Here is a 19,358-nt window from a genome sequence, read left to right on the forward strand (position 1 = left end):
AAAAACACCTCGGGCCAGCGTCGCATACATGGCGCTCGGGGCAGAATTCTTTGCAGCTTGGGCGCAAGGCGCTTGCCTTGTCTGCCATAGGCGGGGCAGGTTGGCGCCGTTGCACGCTCTGATTGTTCAGAAGGCAGGTGCAACGTCTGATACAGGCAGGAGGCAGCCGTGCGGCAGTCCAACAACAAACAAGGGCCGATCCGTGCGCTTGGGGCGATGTCCGGAACGTCAATGGATGGCGTGGATGCGGCCGTGGTCGAAACCGATGGTCATCGGATCTTCAGCTTTGGTGAAACCGGCTATCGCGCCTATTCCGAGGCTGAACGTGCGGTGATCCGGGCCGCCTTGGGGCAATGGCAAGGCCCAGATGTGGAGGTCGCGGGCGAGTTGGTGACCGTGGCCCATGCCGAGGCCCTGTCGGAATTCGAAGAGGTGGATTTGATCGGCTTTCACGGTCAGACCCTTGCGCATGAGCCGCGAGGGCGCGGCACCTTGCAGGTGGGCGATGGTGTCGGGCTGGCACAGTCGCTCGGTTTGCCGGTTGTCTGGGACTTCCGCAGTGATGACGTGGCTTTGGGGGGCGAAGGCGCGCCTCTGGCCCCGTTTTTTCATTTCGCCTGTGCCAAATGGATCGATGCGCAGAAGCCGTTGTGTTTTCTGAACCTCGGCGGTGTCGGCAACCTGACCTATGTAGACCCGTCTTTTGATGGCCCCGAAGCGCCTGGGGCGTTGCTTGCTTTTGACACCGGCCCGGCAAATGCGCCTGTGGATGATCTGATGCAAGCTCGCCTGGGCCAACCGATGGATCGCGATGGCGCAGTAGCCCGCGGCGGCTCCGTGGAAACCGGTGCGCTGGAGCTGTTTTTGGCCGAACCATTCTTTGCGCGCATGCCGCCCAAATCCCTGGATCGAAACGACTTCGCCGAGATGGTACGACTGGTGCAGGAGTTGAGCGATGCGGACGCGGTCGCGACCCTGACCGCAATGTGTGCGGCAGGTGTGGCGCAGGGGATGCAGCATTGTCCCAAATCTCCGGCGCGCGTGCTGGTGACCGGCGGCGGGCGGCATAACCCCGTTCTGATGGAGATGCTGCGCGTCTCGTTGGATTGCCCGGTTGAGCCGGTCGAGGCCGTAGGACTGGACGGCGATATGTTGGAAGCACAGGCCTTCGCCTATCTGGCGGTCCGCGTGGCGCGAGGTCTGCCGACTTCATGCCCCGGAACGACGGGCGTACAGGCCCTGGTGGGCGGCGGCATTGTCAGCCGTGTCTCGGTGGATCAGGCCAGCTGAGCTGGGAACTCGGACCAAGTGGTTCAAAAGCGGACACAAATGTGCAACGCTTGTGTGAACGTGTTTCAACAAAGGTCTTGTTTCATGGCGACAAAAGCGGAACTGGAAGCCGAACTCGAGGCGTTGCGTGCTCGTAACGCGAAATTGGAGGAGAGCGCTGAGGCGGGCACCGAAGAAAAAGCCTCGACCAAAACGAGCGATGAGATTCGGCGGTTGCTGAAGGAGCATGGCGTTGATCTATCCGGGGCCGAGGCCATGGGTGAGGACGTCGTTGCCGAGTTTGGTCGTTTGCAGAAGGACTATCCGATTACAGTTCTGCTGATTGCGTTCTCGCTTGGGTATGTGGTCGGTCGGGCCAGTAGATAGAGAGGGTGAGATGAGCAGGTTTAGCAGAAATCTTGTAACGATCTATCGCACGGAACGCCTGATCGCGCGTCGTCGTCTTGCGGTGATGCAGCAGCAGACGATCCTGATGGTGCTGGCGGGTATCGCTGCACTGGCCGGTCTGGTTGCCCTGAATGTTGCCATTTTTTTCGCACTGGACGCGTTGATGTCTTCCGCAGGTGCAGCAGCGGTTCTGGCGGCCGGGAACCTGGTTTTGGCGGCGCTACTGGTTCTGTTTGCGCGGCGGACCAGTGTCGAGGATGAAATCGCCCCAGCGGTAGAGGTACGCGACATGGCAATCGCGGACGTTGAAGACGAGATGGAAGAGATGGCCACTGAAGCACGTGAGGTGGTTCAGGCGGTCAAGAGCATTGGCGCAAATCCGTTGGGCTCTTTACCAGCGTTGCTGGTGCCTTTGTTGACTGCGCTTTTGAAGAACCGGGCCGAGAAATAGGTGGGTGCGGGGTTGGGGGCTCTGCCCCCGCCGCGCTTTGCGCGACCTCCCCCGAGGTATTGTTAGCCAGATGAAGTTTGGATCCCTTGCGCTATCGGCTGCGAGGGATGTCGAAGCCGGGGGCGGCGAGGTCGAAACCTTCGAATTCGAAACCGGGAGAGACGGTGCAGCTGACCAGAGTATAGTCTCCGGTCGTTCGGGCGGCTTGCCAGTGATTTTCAGGAACGATCAGTTGCGGCGCGCCTTTGGACAGGTCTGGGCTGAGAAGGTGGTCGGTGGCAGGGCCTTGGTCGGTTTCACTGATCGACAGGATCAGAGGGGCGCCTGCGTGATAAAGCCAGATCTCGGTCGCGTCGACGCGGTGCCAGTGACTGGATTCCTCGGCCTCGAGCAGGAAATAGATGCAGGTGCCCGTGGCGCGGCCTTGGTTTTGGGCGCGCCATGTCTCGCGGTACCAGCCGCCTTCGGGGTGTTTTTGCAGGTTCAGGTGATCGATGATCTCTTGCGCGGTCATGTTTGGCCCTTTGGGTTTTTACGCGATTATGCATGGGTTCGCGCGATCCGCTATGGCAATCATCGCGTCAGGTCATATGTTTGCGCCATGACCCTTACGATCCCCTTTGATAACTCCTACGCCCGTTTGCCGGATGCCTTTTACACGCGGCAGTCTCCGGTCCCTGTGAAAGAGCCTCAGTTGATTGCGTTCAACGAGGGGTTGGCGCGGATTTTGCGCATCTCACCTGGAGATGTCACCGAGATGGCGCAGGCTTTTGCAGGGAATACGGTACCCGACGGAGCAGAGCCTTTGGCGCAGCTGTATTCGGGGCATCAGTTCGGGACTTATAATCCTCAGCTCGGGGATGGGCGTGCAGTTTTGCTGGGTGAGACTGTGGGCGAAGACGGGATACGCCGTGACATTCAGCTAAAGGGCTCGGGCCGGACGCCTTATTCGCGGCAAGGCGACGGGCGGGCATGGCTGGGGCCGGTGTTGCGGGAATACATTGTCTCAGAAGCGATGCATGCGCTGGGCATTCCGACCACGCGCGCTCTGGCGGCTGTTGAAACGGGTGAAGCCGTTTACCGCGAAGGGCCGATGCCTGGAGCGGTTCTGACCCGTGTGGCGCAGAGCCATTTGCGCGTGGGCACATTTCAGGTCTTTGCCGGGCGCGGGCAGGTCGAAAGTTTGAAACAACTGACCGACTATACCATCCAGCGCCACTACCCCGAAGCTGAAGGGCCAATGGGTCTGTTGCGGGCCGTGCGCGATGCGCAGGCGAAGCTGATCGCGGCGTGGATGAGCGTTGGGTTCATTCACGGGGTGATGAATACGGACAATTCCTCGATCGCGGGGGAGACCATCGACTATGGTCCTTGCGCCTTCATGGACAGCTACCATCCGAATACGGTCTACAGTTCGATCGACCGGATGGGGCGTTATGCCTATTCTAACCAGCCCGAAATCGCAGTGTGGAATCTTGCGCAACTGGCGACGGCCTTGATCCAACAATACGATGATCCTCAGGACGGCGTCGAAGAAGCGACCGAGATCGTACACGCCATGCCCGATTTGTTGCAGCAGGAGTGGTTGAGCCGCTTCCGTGCCAAGCTGGGTTTAACGCGCGTAGAGGATGTGGATCTTGAGTTGATCACCGACCTGTTGAAGCGCATGGCCGAAGAGCAGGCGGATTTCACCAACACGTTCCGGGCACTGGGCGGAGAGACCGCGCGGGATCAGTTCACGAACCCCGAGGCGTTTGATGGCTGGGCTGAGGGTTGGCAGGCCCGCAAGTCGCGCGAGTCGGATCCACAAGGGATTATGGCAGCGGCAAACCCGGCCTTCATCCCGCGCAACCACCGCGTTGAGCAGATGATCGAAGCTGCGGTGAAGGGGGACTATGCGCCGTTCCATCGATTGAACGATGTGTTGTCACGCCCCTTTGAGGATCAGCCCGAGGATGTCGATCTGACACGGCCCCCCAGTGCAAATGAGGTGGTTCACGCCACGTTCTGCGGAACCTGATTGCGTCCCAGCAGCTCAAATTGAAGGCAGGTTTCGGACATGTCGATGGGCAGAGTTGGAGAGATCAGGCCGCTATCGGCCAGCATGACCGATTCCCGTTTCAGTTGGATTTCGCGTCCGGATTCCGATTTCACGTAGGTCCCTGAGGTGCTGCGATCTGTAAGGATCAGCTTACCTGCTTTCATGGCAAGGACCGCATGAAGGCGCGAGATCCAGGGCTGCGGCAATACCACATCACAGTCAGGCGCACGGCCGATCTTGAACTCTCCATTGCCTAAACAACGCCAGACTCGGTCTTCATGGCGCAGGATCAGGGTCAGACCTTCGCGGGGCTGCCAGTTCTCCTCGGTGCGGCCAAAACTCTGTGGCAGGCGCGTCTGCGAGATAGAGTCGGATTCGGGGTGGATCAGGGAATAGGCCGTCTGAGGCTCGGTCAGACCTTTCAGGCTGAGCTGGCCCAAAGGTGTCAGCGTGCGCCGAAGATCGGCAGGAAGCAAAACAGCGATCCCCTGGCTGAAACAGGCCTCGCCCGGATTGGCAGCGGTTGCAAAGCGGGCGGTCACGTTGACGGCCTCGCCATAGATGCCGCGCTTCCCAATCACGATGGGGCCGCAATGCACGCCGACATGAACCGATAGCGGCGTATGTGTCGAAGGTTCAATCAGTTTCAGGGCTGCATTGTAGGCCGCACTTGGGTTCTCGAAATAGCTGAGAACATCGTCGCCCTTTTGCCCGACCGGAATGCCGCCAAACTCCTGCAGGACCGAGCGCAGCCGATCGATCTCTAGCTGGATCAGGCGCTGGGCTTCGTCATCGCCCACCGCCTTGTAGAGCGGCGTACTGCCCACGATATCGGCAATGATCATCGTGGCGAATGTGGATTCAACGTCCAAGGGCGAGTTTCCTTTTTGCGGCAGTTTAACCCCGCTTGATTTCGTGTAAACTTATTTAATGTAATGCTCATAAACCTTTGAGGGAACGCGCTGAGAATTGCAACACCGCGCGCATTCCAAAGGTTCCAAATCGGTGCCGTTGACCCTGAAAAGCGACATGAAAATACCCTCAGTTCTCCGGCTTGCCAGCTACAATATCCAGAAATGTGTCGGCCTTGATCTCCGGCGTCAGCCACAGCGTATCCTTCAGGTTCTCGAAGGAATGCGCGCCGATATCGTCGTGTTGCAGGAGGCTGACAAACGCTTGCCGCCACGGCCTGCAGCGCTGCCTCAGTTCATGTTGGATGAGGCCGGATGGCAGATCGTCGATCTCGGCGGGGCAGGCAGTTTGGGATGGCATGGAAATGCGGTGATCTGGCGCGGCGATGCGATCTCGGTCCGTCAAACCGGCCATCACGAATTGCCGGGGTTCGAGCCGCGCGGCGCGGTGCGGGTTGAGTTCGATACTCCCATTGGGCCGCTTCGGGTGATGGGCATGCATCTTGGGTTGCTGTCCGCTTCGCGTCGCCGGCAGATCACTCACATCCGCCAGTTCGGCGCGGATCTGGAGGATATGCCGACGGTCTGGGCCGGGGATTTCAACGAATGGTCGCGCTCACCGGTGTTGGACAACCTCGTGCCCGAGATGCGGTTTCTGCCTCCGATACCCAGCTTTCCCGCCGCCCAGCCCTTGGGCGCTTTGGACCGGATTGCCCTGGGGCAGGGGGTCGAGGTGCATGCGCATGGCGTGCACGAGGATCGCCCGGCCCATATCGCCTCGGACCATTTGCCTATCTGGGCCGATCTGCGCCTTGAAGGATGATCTGCGCAGGCATGTCGAATTCTTGTGGCGCGGCGCGTGCGGACATACTAAGACAGACACCCGGGTAGTTTCTGAGGGGCATCATGCCGGATACGATCATTTCGCGTTGTGAAGCCAAGGGCCTTCGCATGACCGGCCAGCGGCGCACCATTGCGCAGGTTCTCGAGGAGAGCGCGGACCACCCGGATGTCGAAGAACTCTACGCCCGCGCGTCCGCTTTGGATTCGGGTATCTCGATCGCAACGGTCTACCGCACGGTGAAACTATTCGAAGAGGCTGGCATTCTGGAGCGTCTGGAATTCGGCGATGGCCGCGCCCGTTATGAAGATGCCGAGAGAGATCACCATGATCACCTGATCGACATGCAATCGGGGGAAGTGATCGAATTCGTCGACCCCGAGATCGAAGCCCTGCAGGAAAAGATCGCGGAAAAGTTGGGCTATCGCCTGAAGGGGCACCGGCTGGAGCTGTATGGCGTTCCCATCAAGCCTGAGTGATCCATCACCAAACGCGATGGGTGGCAACAAGACAATTCATCGCCCGCGATGTGATAGGTCTTGATTTAACGCAATACATACGGTTTTGCTGAAGCGAGAAGGCGGCAATTGGTGCCGCCCATTTCTTTACGGACAGACCCATGAACAACGTCAACGGCATTTTGCTGGTCATTGCGTCTATGGCGGCTTTCACGCTTGAGGATGTGTTCATCAAGCAGCTGACGTCATCCATCATGCCTGGCCAGATTCTTGTCATGCTGGGGCTGGTCTGCTCTGTCGTATTTCTGGTCATGGCCATCGCAACCCGCAAACGGATTTTTGTGCCCGAGGCGTGGCAGCTTTTGCCGATGATCCGCGCTATGTCCGAGGCCGTCGCTGCGGTGGCCTTTGTGACGGCGCTGGCCCGTGTGGACCTTTCGACCGTCGCGGCCGTGTTTCAGGCAATGCCACTAGCGGTCACCATGGGGGCAGCGCTGTTTCTGGGTGAACAGGTCGGCTGGCGACGCTGGAGCGCGATTGGCGTTGGCTTTATCGGCGTGCTGATGATCATCCGGCCCGGGCTTGAAGGGTTCCGCCCGGAATCCCTCTATGTGGTGGCTGCGGTGATCGGCGTGGCGGCGCGTGATCTGATTACGCGGCGGTTGGACAGCAAGGTCTCGTCAGCGGTGGTGTCGTTACAGGCCTATCTGGCTTTGGCTGTCGGCGGTGCAGCCTTGATGATCATGAGCGGCCATCCACTGGAAGCCATGCAAAGCGCTGAGATCTGGCCTTTTGCTGGAGCGGCCTTTTTCGGTGTTCTGGGCTACTATGCGATCGTGATCGCAATGCGCGTCGGCGAAGCCTCGGCCGTCACGCCGTTTCGCTACACGCGGCTGTTGTTCTCGATCCTTGCGGGTGTCCTGGTCTTTGGCGAACGTCCGGACCTGATGACACTGGCCGGGGCGTCCCTGATCATCGGCTCGGGCCTGTATACCTTTCTACGCGAACGCAAGTTGGCGCGCGAAATGGCATTGGCCGCCGCGTAGCCCTGTTGGCGCAAACATGACGCTGTTAGCCCTAAAGGGCCGGGAATGTACGTGTTAGCGATAACGGAAATGGTTTACTTTTAGTTCCGTGCTGCTATGACGCGTGCAACGGAATGCAGCCACAGGGACCGCCCTCATGAGTACCATCATCGACATTCACGCACGCGAAATCCTGGACAGCCGGGGCAACCCGACGGTTGAGGTCGACGTGATTCTGGAAGACGGCACAATGGGCCGCGCGGCTGTGCCCTCGGGTGCCTCCACCGGCGCCTATGAGGCGGTTGAAAAACGCGACGGTGACACGGCGCGTTACATGGGCAAGGGCGTGCTCGAGGCCGTTGCTGCCGTCAACGGTGAGATCGCTGAGGAACTGGTGGGCTTTGACGCGACCGAACAGGTCGCCATCGACCAGGCGATGATCGAGTTGGACGGGACCGAGAACAAGGGTCGTCTGGGCGCAAACGCTATTCTGGGTGTTTCGCTTGCGACGGCCAAGGCGGCGGCGGATTTCACCACGCAACCCTTGTATCGCTATGTCGGTGGTACCTCGGCCCGCGTCCTGCCGGTTCCGATGATGAACATCATCAACGGGGGCGAGCACGCCGACAACCCGATCGACATTCAGGAATTCATGATCATGCCGACCTCGGCCGCGAATATCCGCGAGGCGGTCCGCATGGGCTCCGAGGTGTTCCACACGCTTAAGCGTGAGTTGTCGGCTGCCGGTCTGGCCACCGGAGTGGGGGACGAAGGAGGCTTTGCCCCCAACATCGCGTCGACGCGCGAGGCATTGGATTTCATCCTGCAGGCGGTCGAAAAAGCGGGCTACAAGCCGGGTGAGGAAATTCACCTCGCGCTGGATTGCGCCGCGACCGAATACTTCAAGGACGGCAAATATGTGCTGGCGGGTGAGAATATCTCGCTGACCTCAGAGGAAAACGCCGAGTATCTGGCGACCTTGGTCAAAGACTATCCGATCATCTCGATCGAAGACGGCATGTCCGAAGACGACTGGGATGGCTGGAAAGCACTGACCGACGCGATCGGTGACAAGGTTCAGCTGGTCGGCGACGACCTTTTCGTTACCAACCCGGAACGTCTGGCCGAAGGGATCGAGCGCGGCTGCGCTAACTCGATGCTGGTCAAGGTGAACCAGATCGGCTCGCTGACCGAGACCCTACGCGCCGTCGATATGGCCCACCGCGCGCGCTATACCAACGTGATGTCGCACCGCTCGGGCGAGACCGAAGATGCCACCATCGCCGACCTAGCCGTGGCGACCAACTGCGGACAGATCAAAACCGGATCGCTGGCGCGTTCGGACCGGTTGGCCAAGTATAACCAACTGATCCGTATTGAAGAATCTCTGGGTGAAATTGCGGAATACGCGGGAGCATCGATCCTGAAACGGTGATTTCAAACCCTGTTCTGAGCACTGCTGGAGGCCCTCTTTCCCCGGAAAGAGGGCCTTTTTGATAGCAAAAGGACGGCTGCGACTGTTAATTCCTCTCGCTAGGAGAATTCGCCTTATTTGCAAGTATTTAGCGGGTTAACGGATGTTATGTGTGAACTTAATCACACAGCGCTCACGGTTTCGTGTTCTATACTGAAGTCATTACAGAAAGGAGCACACCATGACTGGTTCGAAATTCCTTCTCGTAGCGACAGTTCTCAGCACTGTATTTCTGGCGGCCTGTGCAGGGCCCGGGACCTATCCGATCACAGGGCAAAAGGTCTCCTCCGACGATCCGGTGCAGGAGATGAACTACAACCCGAATGTGGTTTTCCGGGGCGAGTCGCGCTAGAGCGCTTTGCTCATCAGCATATAGCGCTCGCGTGGTTTGAAGCCGGTGCGCAGATATAGTTTCTGTGTCGCCTCATGCGTGCGATCGACTTCAAGGTGCAGGGCGGTCAGCCCTGCCTCGGCCAGGGCCTTGGGTAGTTCCAGCAGGACCTCGGTCGCGATGCCCCGTCCACGAACGGCGGGGCGGATGTAGATTTCGTCCACGAACCCATCCATGCCGCCAAACTCAACCGACCAGCCGAAGGTCAGGATGATATAGCCCAAAGGCGCGCGGCCTGGGCCGATCAGGTAGATGCAGCCATGGGGGATGCCCTCAAGCAGAGGCATCAGCGCCTCGCGCCGTTGGTCGGCGTCCTGTGAGATCCCTTGTTCGGCATGAAACGCAGAAACCAGCCCAATCAGGCGGTCCAGATCTTCAGGGCGAGCCAGTCTTAAAGCGGCGGTCATAGGCGGGCCAGCCTTTCCGTGAGGAGGGTGAAGAATCCTTGGGCGTCTACGTCGCCCATGAACATAGCGTTCGGTTTTCGGTCTGTTACACGCCACCAGTCAGCGACTGTCATGCCCAGCGTTAATTCTGATTTGGTTTCGATCTCAACATTAATGTGGCGACCCGAGAACAGTTCTGGCTGAATCAAATAGGCGGTAACGCAGGGATCGTGCAAAGGTGCGCCTTCCGAGCCGTACTTTTCCTTGTCAAAGCGCTCGAAGAAATCGGTCATTTCAGCGACGGCATGACCGACCTTACTGTCCAGCGATCTGAATGCGTCATTGCGATGCGGTGTAACTAAAGCGTCATGGGTCACATCAAGAGGCATTACGACAATATGAGCGCCAGATTTGAACACTATATCAGCAGCTTCCGGGTCGACATAGATGTTGAACTCTGCGGCTGGCGTGATGTTCCCAACCTCGAAATAGGCACCGCCCATCAGCACGATTTCCTGCACCCGGTCGACGATATCGGGGGCCTTCTGGAAAGCCGTAGCGATGTTCGTCAGCGGCCCCAGCGGACAGAGCGTGACTGTCCCCGCTGCCTCAGCACGCAGGGTGTCGATGATAAAGTCAACCGCATGACCCTCGGCCAAAGGCATCTGTGGGTCCGGCAGAACGGGACCGTCCAGCCCGGTTTTGCCATGCACATGCTCGGCCGTGATCAGCGGGCGATTCAGCGGACGGTCGCATCCGGCATAGACCGGCACCTCGGTGTGACCGGCCAGTTCACAGACGATCCGCGCGTTCTTGGCGGTCAGTTGAAGCGGCACATTTCCGGCGACGGCAGTGATACCCAGAACCTCGATCTCTTCGGGGCTGGCGAGCGCTAGAAGAATTGCGACGGCGTCGTCCTGACCGGGGTCGGTGTCGATGATGATCTTGCGGGGCATTGGAGTCTCCGGGGGGCGTGAAGGTCGGACAGTCGCAAGTGTCACGCGACTTGTCCACCTGATTCAGGCCCCAACTGGCGGGAGTTTGCCATTGGCGCGATGTTCCTCGGTCTTCACCTCATCCCACAGCGCATCCATCTCGGCCAGATCGCTTTGTGAGGGGGTTTTGCCGCGCGCGGCCAGGCGAGCCTCAACCTGCTCAAATCGGCGGGTAAACTTGGCGTTAGTGCGGCGCAGGGCAGCCTCGGGCTCGATCCCCAGATGGCGCCCGAGATTGACCATCACGAACAGCAGATCGCCGAATTCGTCTTCAAGCGCGTCAGCATCCTTGGCGTTGCGCGCTTCTTCCAACTCGGCGGCTTCTTCGGTGATCTTGGCGAGGACATGGCTGGCATCGGGCCAGTCGAATCCCACCCGCGCTGCCCGTTTCTGCAGCTTGTGCGCGCGCAGAAGGGCGGGCAGGTTGGCGGCCACGCCATCCAACGCACCTTTCTGTTCTTTGCCCGCGCGTTCGGCAGCCTTGATGGCTTCCCAATCCTTGGTTTGCTGGTCGGCGGACTTTTCACGAGATTCGTCGCCGAACACATGCGGGTGCCGGCTGACCATCTTGTCCGACATGGTGCGGACCACGTCCTGAAAGGTGAAATGCCCGGCTTCCTCAGCCATTTGCGCGTGAAAGACAGATTGGAAGAGAAGGTCGCCCAGCTCTCCCTTCAACTCATCATAGGCCTGCCGTTCGATGGCGTCGGCGACCTCATAGGCTTCCTCGATCGTGTAGGGGGCGATGGTCGCGAAATCCTGTTCGATGTCCCACGGACAACCGCTTTGCGGGTCGCGCAAGAGGCGCATGATTTCCAGCAGGCGCTCGATACCCGCATCACTGTCATGGATCAGAGGATTTTCAGCCATTGCGAACCCTTTCGTTCCGGTGTCAGATGCATCCATTCCGCAGTCCCGATCAGGAGTCCACCCCAGATGCCCGTCGTCAACCGAATTGCCGATTTTGCCGCCGATATGGCCAATTGGCGCCAGCACTTGCACACGATCCCTGAACTGGAGTTCGAATGCTACGAGACAGCCGCTTTCGTGGCTGAGCGTCTTCGGGAGTTCGGCGTGGATGAGTTGCACGAAGGCATTGCCAAGACCGGGATGGTGGCGATCATCAACGGACAGGGCGACGGCCCGACCATCGGTTTGCGGGCCGATATGGACGCGCTGCCGATCCCCGAGGAGACGGGCGTTGAATACGCCTCGAAGAACCCCGGCAAGATGCATGCCTGCGGGCATGACGGGCACACGACGATGCTGTTGGGGGCTGCGCGCTATCTGGCCGAGACGCGGAATTTCGCAGGCCGTGTGGCGCTGATCTTTCAACCGGCCGAAGAAGAAGGCGGCGGCGCGGATGTGATGGTGCAGGAAGGCATCATGGACCGGTTCGAAATCTCTCAGGTCTATGGCATTCACAATGATCCGGGAAACCCCGAGGGGGCTTTCTACACGACCGCGGGGCCTCTGATGGCAGCCGTGGACACGTTCGAGATTCACGTGCAGGGGCAGGGCGGGCACGGAGCACTGCCGCACCAGACGAAGGACCCGGTGATGGCGGCCTGCGGGATTGCGCAGGCGATCCAAACGATTGTCAGCCGGAACCACTATGCGGTGCAGGATCTGGTGATTTCCGTCACGCAGATTCACGCCGGGACGGTGAATAATGTGATCCCGGACACGGCTTACCTGAACGGCACCGTTCGCACGTTTGATCCAACTGTTCAGAAGATGGTGATCGAGCGGATGGAGCAGATCGTGGCTGGCCAGGCGGCCTCTTACGGGGTTGAGGCTAGGTTGGACTATCAGATCGGCTATCCGGCGACGATCAATGACGCCGAGAAAACAGCCTTTGCCGCGGATGTGGCGCGCGAGGTCTCAGGCGAGGACCGCGTTGTCGACAATATGGGCCGCGATATGGGGGCCGAGGATTTCTCATACATGCTGCAGGCGCGTCCGGGGGCTTACCTGTTTCTGGGTCAGGGTGAGGGTGCCGGGCTGCACCACCCGAAATACAACTTCAACGATGATATCGCACCGGTCGGGGCCTCGTTCTTTGCCCGGATCGTGGAAAAGGCGCAGCCGCTGGGCTGAGGGGACAAGACATGGCACTGGAAGACGCAAAACATCAGGTCGATGAGGCCTTTACCAACCCCGACCTCAAGGGCCTGTCCTATGAGAACACCTTTGGCGGCGCGACCTCGTTCCTGCGACGGCTTTACACCAAGGACTTGAAGGGTGTGGATATCGCTGTCACCGGCGTGCCGTTCGATCAGGCAGTGACGAACCGCCCCGGCACAAGGCTCGGCCCCCGCGCGATCCGCGAGGCGAGTGCGCTGCAATCCCCCGATGCACCATACGGTTGGCCTTTTGACGCGCTGAGCGAGCTGGCGATCGTTGACTATGGCGATATGGCCTATGACTACGCCAATATCCCGGCCTTTCCGGATACGCTGACCGATCATATCCGCACGATTCTGGCGGCTGACGTGGCCTCGGTCACCTTAGGCGGCGATCACTATATCAGTTTTCCGATCCTGAAAGCTTATGCCGAGAAATACGGCCCGATGTCCTTGCTGCAATTCGATGCGCATACGGACACCTGGGCGGACGATGACATGTCCCGCGTCGATCACGGGACCATGTTTTACAAGGCCGTGAAATCGGGGATCGTGGACCCGAAACGCTCGGTTCAGGTTGGTATCCGTACCAGCAACGAGGACACGCTGGGCGTCAACATCATCGACGCGCGTGAAGTTTACGAATCCGGCCCCGCTGCCGTGGCGCAGAAGATCAAATCCATACTCGGCGACCGCCCCGTCTATCTGAGCTTCGATATCGACGGTCTGGACCCAGCCTTTGCGCCGGGGACCGGGACGCCGGTTTGGGGCGGTTTGTCCTCGATTCAGGCGCAAATCATTCTGCGCGACATCGCCGGGATCAACATCAAAGGCGGGGATGTGGTCGAGGTGTCTCCGCCCTATGACACCTCCGGGGCGACTGCCATTGCGGGCGCTCATGTGGCCACGCAAATCATCTGCCTGCTGGGGTGGAACCGGCTGATGGCCGAGAAAAAGTAAACGGGGATCGAAGCGCGTTAACCAATGGTTAGCCAAGTTTCCGTTATGAGCTGAGAAACGTGATCTGAAGGGATGGGAAACAACCGCACATGACTGAATACAATCAACCGATCAGCGGCAATGATCTGGCGCGGTTCTCCGGGCCGAACACGTTTATGCGGCTGCCGCAGGCGACCTCGCTGGCTGGGCTGGATGTGGCGCTGTTGGGGATACCGATGGATATCGGTACCTCGTGGCGGTCGGGCACGCGGTTCGGACCCAAGCAAATCCGCAGCGAAAGCGCGATGATCCGGCCCTACAACATGGCTACATCGGCAGCCCCGTTCGATACGTTGCAGATTGCGGATATCGGCGATCTGGCGATCAATACGTTTTCGTTGTCGGAAAGCCTCAAGATCATCAAGGACAGCTATGACGGTATCCTCGCGCAGAATGTGGTCCCTGTGGCGATGGGCGGAGATCACTCCATCACCCTGCCGATCCTGCGTGCGATTGCCACGAAACACGGGCCGGTCGCTCTTGTGCATGTGGATGCCCATGCAGATGTAAACGACGAGATGTTTGGCGAGCGTGAGACCCATGGCACCGTCTTCCGCCGCGCCTATGAGGAAAAGCTGATCGTTCCAGACAAGACCTTTCAGATCGGCATTCGCGGCTCGGGCTATGCCTCAACCGATTTTACCGAGGCTCAGGGCTGGGGATTCCAGCAATTCCCCGCGTGGGAGTTGTGGCAGCAGAACCTTACGCAGATCGGTTCGCAAATCCGCAAGACGGTCGGCGATCACCCGGTCTATATCACCTATGACATAGATAGTCTGGACCCGGCCTATGCCCCCGGCACCGGCACGCCCGAGATCGGAGGGCTGACAACCCCGCAAGCCTTGCAACTGATCCACGCGTTGCAAGGGGTGAACGTGGTGGGCTGCGATCTGGTGGAGGTCTCTCCGCCCTACGACTCGTCAGGGAACACGGCGCTGACGGCGGCCAATCTTCTGTTCGAGCTTCTTTGCATCCTGCCCGGTGTGACGTCACGGTAGCTGGCCGGGTTTGCCTTGAAACGGCATCTGTTCCGCATAGGGTTCAGGAAAAGGACAGGGACGGAATGAAACGCATGCTGACTTTGGGTGTTGTTGGTCTGGTGATCGCGCTGGGGGCCTATATCCGGCTTGCGCCCTCCGATCCGGCGGACTGGCACGTTGCCCCTCAGGCCGAGACCAACCAGGATCTGCAAGGCGGCGTACTGCGCGTGGTCGAAACAGGGCCAGAGGGGTTGGCGAGGCTGGATGCCGTTGCCCGCAACGCGCCGCGTACAACCGTTCTGGCTGGGTCGGTGGGTGAGGGGCGGATCACCTATATCACCCGCACCAAGATCATCGGCTTCCCCGACTACACCACAGTCCAGCAGGACGGAGACGTGTTGCGCCTCCATGGCCGCTTGCGCTTTGGCCGCAAGGATTTCGGGGTGAACAAGGCCCGCGTTGATGGGTGGCTGGCGCAGATGTAGGCAGCGTTTAGGACGCCGATGTCTTGAGGGTCTGATCCAGATCGGGCCAATCCAAATCCGAGGACAGGCATCCTTCCTGCACCTCGCGCCACATCGGCACATTCAACGACATCTGGCATTGCGCGGTGAAAATCCGGCCATCAACCTGCAAGCAGATCATTTGGCCCAACTCGATCCGCGAGCCTGACTTGTCAGTGCAATAGCAATCGCGAACTTTGCCATCCGGCCCGACATAATCGGCCATGGCGGGTAGTGCGAACAGCGATAAAATGAAAACCAACCCCTTCATGCCGGGAACCTTAGCACAAGGCTGGCTCTTGACCAAAGCCCCAGATTAAGAGACACCCGCCGGATGATCCCCGAAGAACGCCTTGAGCAGATAACCCAGCGATTCCAATACCTCGAAGCCGCCATGGCCGATGGCGCCTCGGGCGGGGATATTGCGACCCTGGCAAAAGAGTATTCCGACCTCAAACCGGTGGTCGATCAGATCCTGTCCTGGCGTCAGCTGGTCTCGGATTTGGCTGAGGCAGAGGTGATGCTGGCCGACCCGGATATGAAGGAACTGGCCGAGGAGGAAATCCCCCAGCTTCAGTCCCGTATCCCCGAGGCCGAACATGCGCTGCAACTGGCGCTGCTGCCCAAGGACGCAGCGGATGCGCGACCGGCCATGCTGGAAATCCGTCCCGGCACCGGCGGGGATGAAGCGGCGTTGTTCGCTGGGGACCTGCTGCGCATGTACCAACGCTATGCCGAAGCACGGGGATGGCGGTTCGAGATCATCGAAGAACAGGCCTCGGACCTTGGCGGCATCAAAGAGGTTGTGGCCCATATCAAAGGCGACAACGTGTTTGCGCGGATGAAATACGAATCCGGCGTGCATCGGGTGCAACGCGTGCCCGAAACCGAAAGCGGTGGGCGTATTCATACCTCGGCGGCGACGGTTGCGGTTCTGCCCGAGGCCGAGGATGTCGACATCCAAATCGACGCCAATGACATTCGCATTGATACGATGCGGTCGTCCGGAGCCGGGGGGCAGCACGTGAACACCACCGACTCGGCGGTGCGGATTACCCACTTGCCGACCGGTCTCGTGGTGACCAGCTCCGAGAAATCGCAGCACCGCAACCGCGAGATCGCAATGCAGGTGCTGAAAACTCGCCTCTATGATCTGGAACGGCAGCGGATCGACAGCGAACGCTCGGCGGATCGGGCCAGTCAGGTCGGCTCGGGTGATCGGTCCGAGCGGATCCGGACCTATAACTTCCCGCAAGGTCGCATGACGGATCATCGCATCAACCTGACGCTCTACAAACTGGATCAGGTTATGCAGGGCGATCTGGACGAGGTGATCGATGCCCTGACTGCGGATGATCAGGCCCGGTTACTGGCCGAGATGGCGCAATGATAGCGGCCCTGACCGCCGCCAAGGCGATGGCTGCCGCAACAGCCCGCCTGCGTGCTGCTGGTGTCGATGACCCGGCCCGCGACGCGCGGGTCCTTTTGGCGCATGCGGCCCGAATTGAGGCCAGCCGCGTCACTCTGATCGCGCCCGAGGAATTGTCGCCTGACATCGCCGAACGCTATGAGCAACTGGTATCGCTGCGCGCGATCCGGGTGCCTGTGTCGCATCTGCTGGGAGAACGGGAGTTCTACGGTCGCAATTTCCGCGTCAGCCGCGATGTGCTGGACCCGCGCCCGGAAACCGAAACGCTGATCGAAGCCGCGCTGAGCGAACCGTTTGACCATGTTCTGGACCTTGGGGTTGGCTCGGGCTGCATCCTGGTGACGCTGCTGGCCGAACGCGCCAGTGCTACGGGCCTGGGTGCAGATCTGAGCGAAGCGGCCTGTTTACAGGCCAGCGCCAACGCGGTTCAGCATAACGTACAGGACCGGGCCGAGATTTTGCGCTCGGATTGGTTCGAGCGGATTGAAGGGCAGTTTGATCTCATCGTCTCGAACCCGCCCTATATCGCGCTGTCAGAAATGCAGGACCTGTCGCCCGAAGTGCGCGAGCATGAACCTCGCATGGCTTTGACCGATGAAGGGGACGGGCTGGACGCCTATCGCCGGATCGCGGCGGGTGCACCTGATTTCTTGATGGCGGGCGGGCGCTTGCTGGTAGAAATCGGACCGACACAGGCCAAGGACGTGTCGGCTTTGTTCGATGCCGCTGGCTTGTCGGATATCCGCGTCATCCCTGATCTGGATGGGCGAGACCGTGTTGTTTTGGGCAGAATCCCGGGTTGAACGCAGCGTTAGAGGCCGAAAAGCGCCGGTCTTTGTAAAAAAGCTGCGAAATATCCCAGAAACCTCTTGTCTGAGGCGGCAGGACATGTTTACTCAGGAATGGTCGGAGAGGTTGACGCTGCTTCAGCGCGCCCCTGACGCCAAGCCCAAAAAAGCCGATGACACGTTACGGGACAGGCCTCTGAGCAGCGTAAGGTACGGGTTGATCGGCAGCGAATTGATAAGGCTGACGTAAAGTAAGATGAGATCTTCCAAATCCCGCTCGCGGGCCAAAAATAACCGCAATCGTCCTTCTGGCGGCAACGTCGTCAACCGTGTGTTCGACAGCTCGGGCCCCGAGGGTAAGGTGCGTGGCACACCGCAGCAGATCATTGACAAATACAACCAGCTTGCGCGCGACGCACAGCTGTCCAACGACCGTGTCGCGGCTGAGAACTTTCAGCAGCATGCCGAACACTATCTGCGGATGCTGAGCGAGGCGCAGCGCGAGATTGAAGCGCGCCGCGAAGAGCAGGAGCGCCAGAACCGCGAACGTCAGGCCGAGCGCGACCGTGAACGCGCCGAACGTCAGGAGCGTGAAGCCGCCCGTCAGGCCGACCCGGCCGAGGCGCCCCAGCCTGATGTAATGGATTTCAGCGCGCCCGAGCCTGCGCCGGAAAGCGGGTTGGTTGAGACCCCTGAGAGCAAAGACAAAGGTGCTCAGGCCCCTGAGAAGAAGGAAAAGCCGCCGCGTAAACCGCGCGCGCCTCGCAAGCCCAAAGCTGCACCTGCGGCTGAGGAAGCGCCAAAAACCGACGGGGACGCGCCCGAAGCGGCTGAGTAAGCCCTGCACGGATACGAAGTAAGCCCCGGTTTGATCCGGGGCTTTTTTGTTGCGCCTAGATCGCTTTGCGTTTGATTGGAATCGAAATACGCTGCCTCCCCTGCGGTCGTACGCGCATTTCGGTGGCTTTGCCTCAGCTAAAACGCAAAACGCTTTAGGTTTTTTTGACTTCGCGCGCGAGGGCACAAAAGGCCTCAAGCGGGACCTGTTCGGCCCGCTCGGTAGGCTTGATGCCGGCTGCGATCAGGCGGTCCTCGATATCAGGCGTCACGCCTTTCAGGGAAGCGCGCAGCATTTTGCGGCGTTGATTGAATGCGGCGGCCACGACGCGGGACAGGGTGCTGGCGTCGGCGGGATAGCGCGGCTCGGGCAGGGCGGTCAGGTGAACCACTGCGCTGGAGACTTTCGGTGGTGGGGTGAACGCACCAGGGGGTAGAGACATGGCGATGCGCGCCTCGGCCCGCCATTGGGCCAGAATCGCAAGTCGACCATAGGCTTTGCTTCCGGGTTGGGCGACGATGCGTTCGGCCACTTCGCGCTGGAACATGAGCGTCAGGCTTTGCCAGAAGGGCGGCCATTCCGGCGGGGTCAGCCAACGCACCAGCAGCTCGGTACCGACGTTATAGGGCAGGTTGGCCGCGACGCGGATGGGCGGGGTCAGGTGCTCCAGCGGGTTAATTTCTAGCGCATCGCCGTTGATCACCTCCAACTGGCCGGGATAGGCGGCGGCGATGTCGTTCAGGGCGGCGATGCAGCGGGTGTCTTTTTCCACCGCCACAACCTTGCGCGCGCCCTCAGAGAGCAGCCCACGGGTCAGCCCTCCGGGGCCGGGGCCGATTTCCAGAACGTCACAGGTGCTGAGGTCTCCTGCCTGGCGCGCGATCTTGGCGGTCAGGTTCAGGTCGAGCAGAAAGTTCTGGCCCAGCGATTTGCGGGCGGACAGCTGGTGGGTCGCGATGACTTCACGCAGGGGGGGGAGGGTGTCGATAGCGCTCATGATCCGGTTACCGTGACGCGTTTGAGGGTGTCAGCGCCAGTGATTTTT

23 protein-coding genes are annotated in these 19,358 nt (G+C 60.0%); 16 read left to right on the forward strand and 7 right to left on the reverse strand.

All coding sequences use genetic code 11. From position 1 onward, the window contains the following. Positions 1-216: 216 nt before the first annotated feature. The 3 genes from ACR0B5_RS02550 to ACR0B5_RS02560 all read left to right on the forward strand — a co-directional run bounded on the left by ACR0B5_RS02550 (position 217) and on the right by ACR0B5_RS02560 (position 2,128). Entirely contained in the window at positions 217-1,290 is a 1,074-nt protein-coding gene (locus tag ACR0B5_RS02550) for an anhydro-N-acetylmuramic acid kinase (RefSeq protein WP_480538726.1), read from the forward strand. Between the two features lie 84 nt (positions 1,291-1,374). Then, a complete protein-coding gene (locus tag ACR0B5_RS02555) occupies positions 1,375-1,656 on the forward strand; it encodes a hypothetical protein (protein WP_480538205.1) in 282 nt (93 codons plus the stop codon). A 10-nt stretch (positions 1,657-1,666) separates the two neighbouring features. Further along, on the forward strand, positions 1,667-2,128 hold the full coding sequence (locus ACR0B5_RS02560; RefSeq protein WP_480538207.1) for a hypothetical protein: 462 nt from the start codon (positions 1,667-1,669) through the stop codon (positions 2,126-2,128). 91 nt (positions 2,129-2,219) lie between these two features. Here ACR0B5_RS02560 and ACR0B5_RS02565 read toward each other — a convergent pair whose 3' ends face one another. Continuing rightward, positions 2,220-2,642, reverse strand: coding sequence for a cupin domain-containing protein (locus ACR0B5_RS02565; RefSeq protein WP_480538209.1), 423 nt, complete (start codon positions 2,640-2,642; stop codon positions 2,220-2,222). Positions 2,643-2,729: 87 nt separating this feature from the next. Here ACR0B5_RS02565 and ACR0B5_RS02570 point away from each other — a divergent pair, with 87 nt between their 5' ends. Then, positions 2,730-4,148 carry a protein adenylyltransferase SelO gene (locus ACR0B5_RS02570; protein WP_480538211.1) on the forward strand — a complete coding sequence of 473 codons (1,419 nt, stop codon included), beginning with the start codon at positions 2,730-2,732 and terminating at the stop codon, positions 4,146-4,148. Here the strand turns inward: ACR0B5_RS02570 and ACR0B5_RS02575 are convergent. Then, positions 4,124-5,041 (reverse strand): adenylate/guanylate cyclase domain-containing protein, encoded by a 918-nt coding sequence (locus tag ACR0B5_RS02575; RefSeq protein ID WP_170466490.1) that lies wholly within the window; start codon positions 5,039-5,041, stop codon positions 4,124-4,126. The two genes, ACR0B5_RS02570 and ACR0B5_RS02575, sit on opposite strands and share 25 nt — an antisense overlap. A 157-nt stretch (positions 5,042-5,198) precedes the next feature. Here ACR0B5_RS02575 and ACR0B5_RS02580 point away from each other — a divergent pair, with 157 nt between their 5' ends. From ACR0B5_RS02580 to ACR0B5_RS02600, 5 genes are all read left to right on the forward strand, one after another. Then, a complete protein-coding gene (locus ACR0B5_RS02580) occupies positions 5,199-5,903 on the forward strand; it encodes an endonuclease/exonuclease/phosphatase family protein (protein ID WP_480538213.1) in 705 nt (234 codons plus the stop codon). 83 nt (positions 5,904-5,986) lie between these two features. Continuing rightward, the gene (locus ACR0B5_RS02585) at positions 5,987-6,400 is read left to right on the forward strand and encodes a Fur family transcriptional regulator (protein WP_170373928.1); all 414 of its coding nucleotides are present in this window, start codon (positions 5,987-5,989) and stop codon (positions 6,398-6,400) included. A 140-nt stretch (positions 6,401-6,540) separates the two neighbouring features. Next, the gene (locus tag ACR0B5_RS02590) at positions 6,541-7,425 is read left to right on the forward strand and encodes a DMT family transporter (protein ID WP_480538215.1); all 885 of its coding nucleotides are present in this window, start codon (positions 6,541-6,543) and stop codon (positions 7,423-7,425) included. A 136-nt stretch (positions 7,426-7,561) separates the two neighbouring features. Further along, positions 7,562-8,839, forward strand: coding sequence for a phosphopyruvate hydratase (gene eno / locus ACR0B5_RS02595; RefSeq protein WP_480538217.1), 1,278 nt, complete (start codon positions 7,562-7,564; stop codon positions 8,837-8,839). Positions 8,840-9,059: 220 nt separating this feature from the next. Continuing rightward, positions 9,060-9,230, forward strand: coding sequence for a hypothetical protein (locus ACR0B5_RS02600; RefSeq protein ID WP_480538219.1), 171 nt, complete (start codon positions 9,060-9,062; stop codon positions 9,228-9,230). On the opposite strand, the gene ACR0B5_RS02605 is transcribed toward ACR0B5_RS02600, so the two are convergent. From ACR0B5_RS02605 to mazG, 3 genes are all read right to left on the reverse strand, one after another. Then, the gene (locus tag ACR0B5_RS02605; protein ID WP_480538221.1) at positions 9,227-9,676 is read right to left on the reverse strand and encodes an N-acetyltransferase family protein; all 450 of its coding nucleotides are present in this window, start codon (positions 9,674-9,676) and stop codon (positions 9,227-9,229) included. The genes ACR0B5_RS02600 and ACR0B5_RS02605 overlap by 4 nt on opposite strands. After that, complete coding sequence (locus ACR0B5_RS02610; RefSeq protein WP_480538223.1) at positions 9,673-10,611, reverse strand: nucleoside hydrolase; 939 nt, start codon at positions 10,609-10,611, stop codon at positions 9,673-9,675. Before ACR0B5_RS02610 ends, ACR0B5_RS02605 begins: the two co-directional genes overlap by 4 nt. Positions 10,612-10,674: 63 nt before the next feature. Further along, complete coding sequence (gene mazG, locus ACR0B5_RS02615) at positions 10,675-11,520, reverse strand: nucleoside triphosphate pyrophosphohydrolase (RefSeq protein ID WP_480538225.1); 846 nt, start codon at positions 11,518-11,520, stop codon at positions 10,675-10,677. A 66-nt stretch (positions 11,521-11,586) separates the two neighbouring features. On the opposite strand from mazG, the gene ACR0B5_RS02620 reads away from it, so the two are divergent. The 4 genes from ACR0B5_RS02620 to ACR0B5_RS02635 all read left to right on the forward strand — a co-directional run bounded on the left by ACR0B5_RS02620 (position 11,587) and on the right by ACR0B5_RS02635 (position 15,240). Then, positions 11,587-12,750, forward strand: a complete 1,164-nt coding sequence (locus tag ACR0B5_RS02620; protein WP_480538227.1) for a M20 aminoacylase family protein — start codon at positions 11,587-11,589, stop codon at positions 12,748-12,750. Between the two features lie 11 nt (positions 12,751-12,761). Next, entirely contained in the window at positions 12,762-13,736 is a 975-nt protein-coding gene (speB, locus tag ACR0B5_RS02625) for an agmatinase (protein ID WP_170458640.1), read from the forward strand. 89 nt (positions 13,737-13,825) lie between these two features. Then, complete coding sequence (speB, locus tag ACR0B5_RS02630; protein ID WP_480538229.1) at positions 13,826-14,773, forward strand: agmatinase; 948 nt, start codon at positions 13,826-13,828, stop codon at positions 14,771-14,773. 65 nt (positions 14,774-14,838) lie between these two features. Further along, a complete protein-coding gene (locus ACR0B5_RS02635; RefSeq protein WP_480538231.1) occupies positions 14,839-15,240 on the forward strand; it encodes a DUF1499 domain-containing protein in 402 nt (133 codons plus the stop codon). Between the two features lie 7 nt (positions 15,241-15,247). On the opposite strand, the gene ACR0B5_RS02640 is transcribed toward ACR0B5_RS02635, so the two are convergent. Continuing rightward, positions 15,248-15,529: a hypothetical protein gene (locus ACR0B5_RS02640; RefSeq protein ID WP_170373917.1), complete on the reverse strand. Its 282-nt coding sequence runs from the start codon at positions 15,527-15,529 to the stop codon at positions 15,248-15,250. Positions 15,530-15,592: 63 nt separating this feature from the next. On the opposite strand from ACR0B5_RS02640, the gene prfA reads away from it, so the two are divergent. The 3 genes from prfA to ACR0B5_RS02655 all read left to right on the forward strand — a co-directional run bounded on the left by prfA (position 15,593) and on the right by ACR0B5_RS02655 (position 18,313). After that, positions 15,593-16,648, forward strand: a complete 1,056-nt coding sequence (gene prfA / locus ACR0B5_RS02645) for a peptide chain release factor 1 (RefSeq protein ID WP_480538233.1) — start codon at positions 15,593-15,595, stop codon at positions 16,646-16,648. Continuing rightward, positions 16,645-17,490: a peptide chain release factor N(5)-glutamine methyltransferase gene (prmC, locus tag ACR0B5_RS02650; RefSeq protein ID WP_170638534.1), complete on the forward strand. Its 846-nt coding sequence runs from the start codon at positions 16,645-16,647 to the stop codon at positions 17,488-17,490. The genes prfA and prmC overlap by 4 nt, the downstream gene beginning before the upstream one ends. A 241-nt stretch (positions 17,491-17,731) precedes the next feature. After that, entirely contained in the window at positions 17,732-18,313 is a 582-nt protein-coding gene (locus ACR0B5_RS02655; protein ID WP_170466528.1) for a DUF4167 domain-containing protein, read from the forward strand. A 154-nt stretch (positions 18,314-18,467) separates the two neighbouring features. On the opposite strand, the gene rsmA is transcribed toward ACR0B5_RS02655, so the two are convergent. After that, on the reverse strand, positions 18,468-19,310 hold the full coding sequence (gene rsmA / locus ACR0B5_RS02660) for a 16S rRNA (adenine(1518)-N(6)/adenine(1519)-N(6))-dimethyltransferase RsmA (protein ID WP_480538236.1): 843 nt from the start codon (positions 19,308-19,310) through the stop codon (positions 18,468-18,470). Between the last annotated feature and the right edge of the window lie 48 nt (positions 19,311-19,358).

The sequence above is a fragment of the Ruegeria sp. AG1 genome (assembly GCF_056541705.1).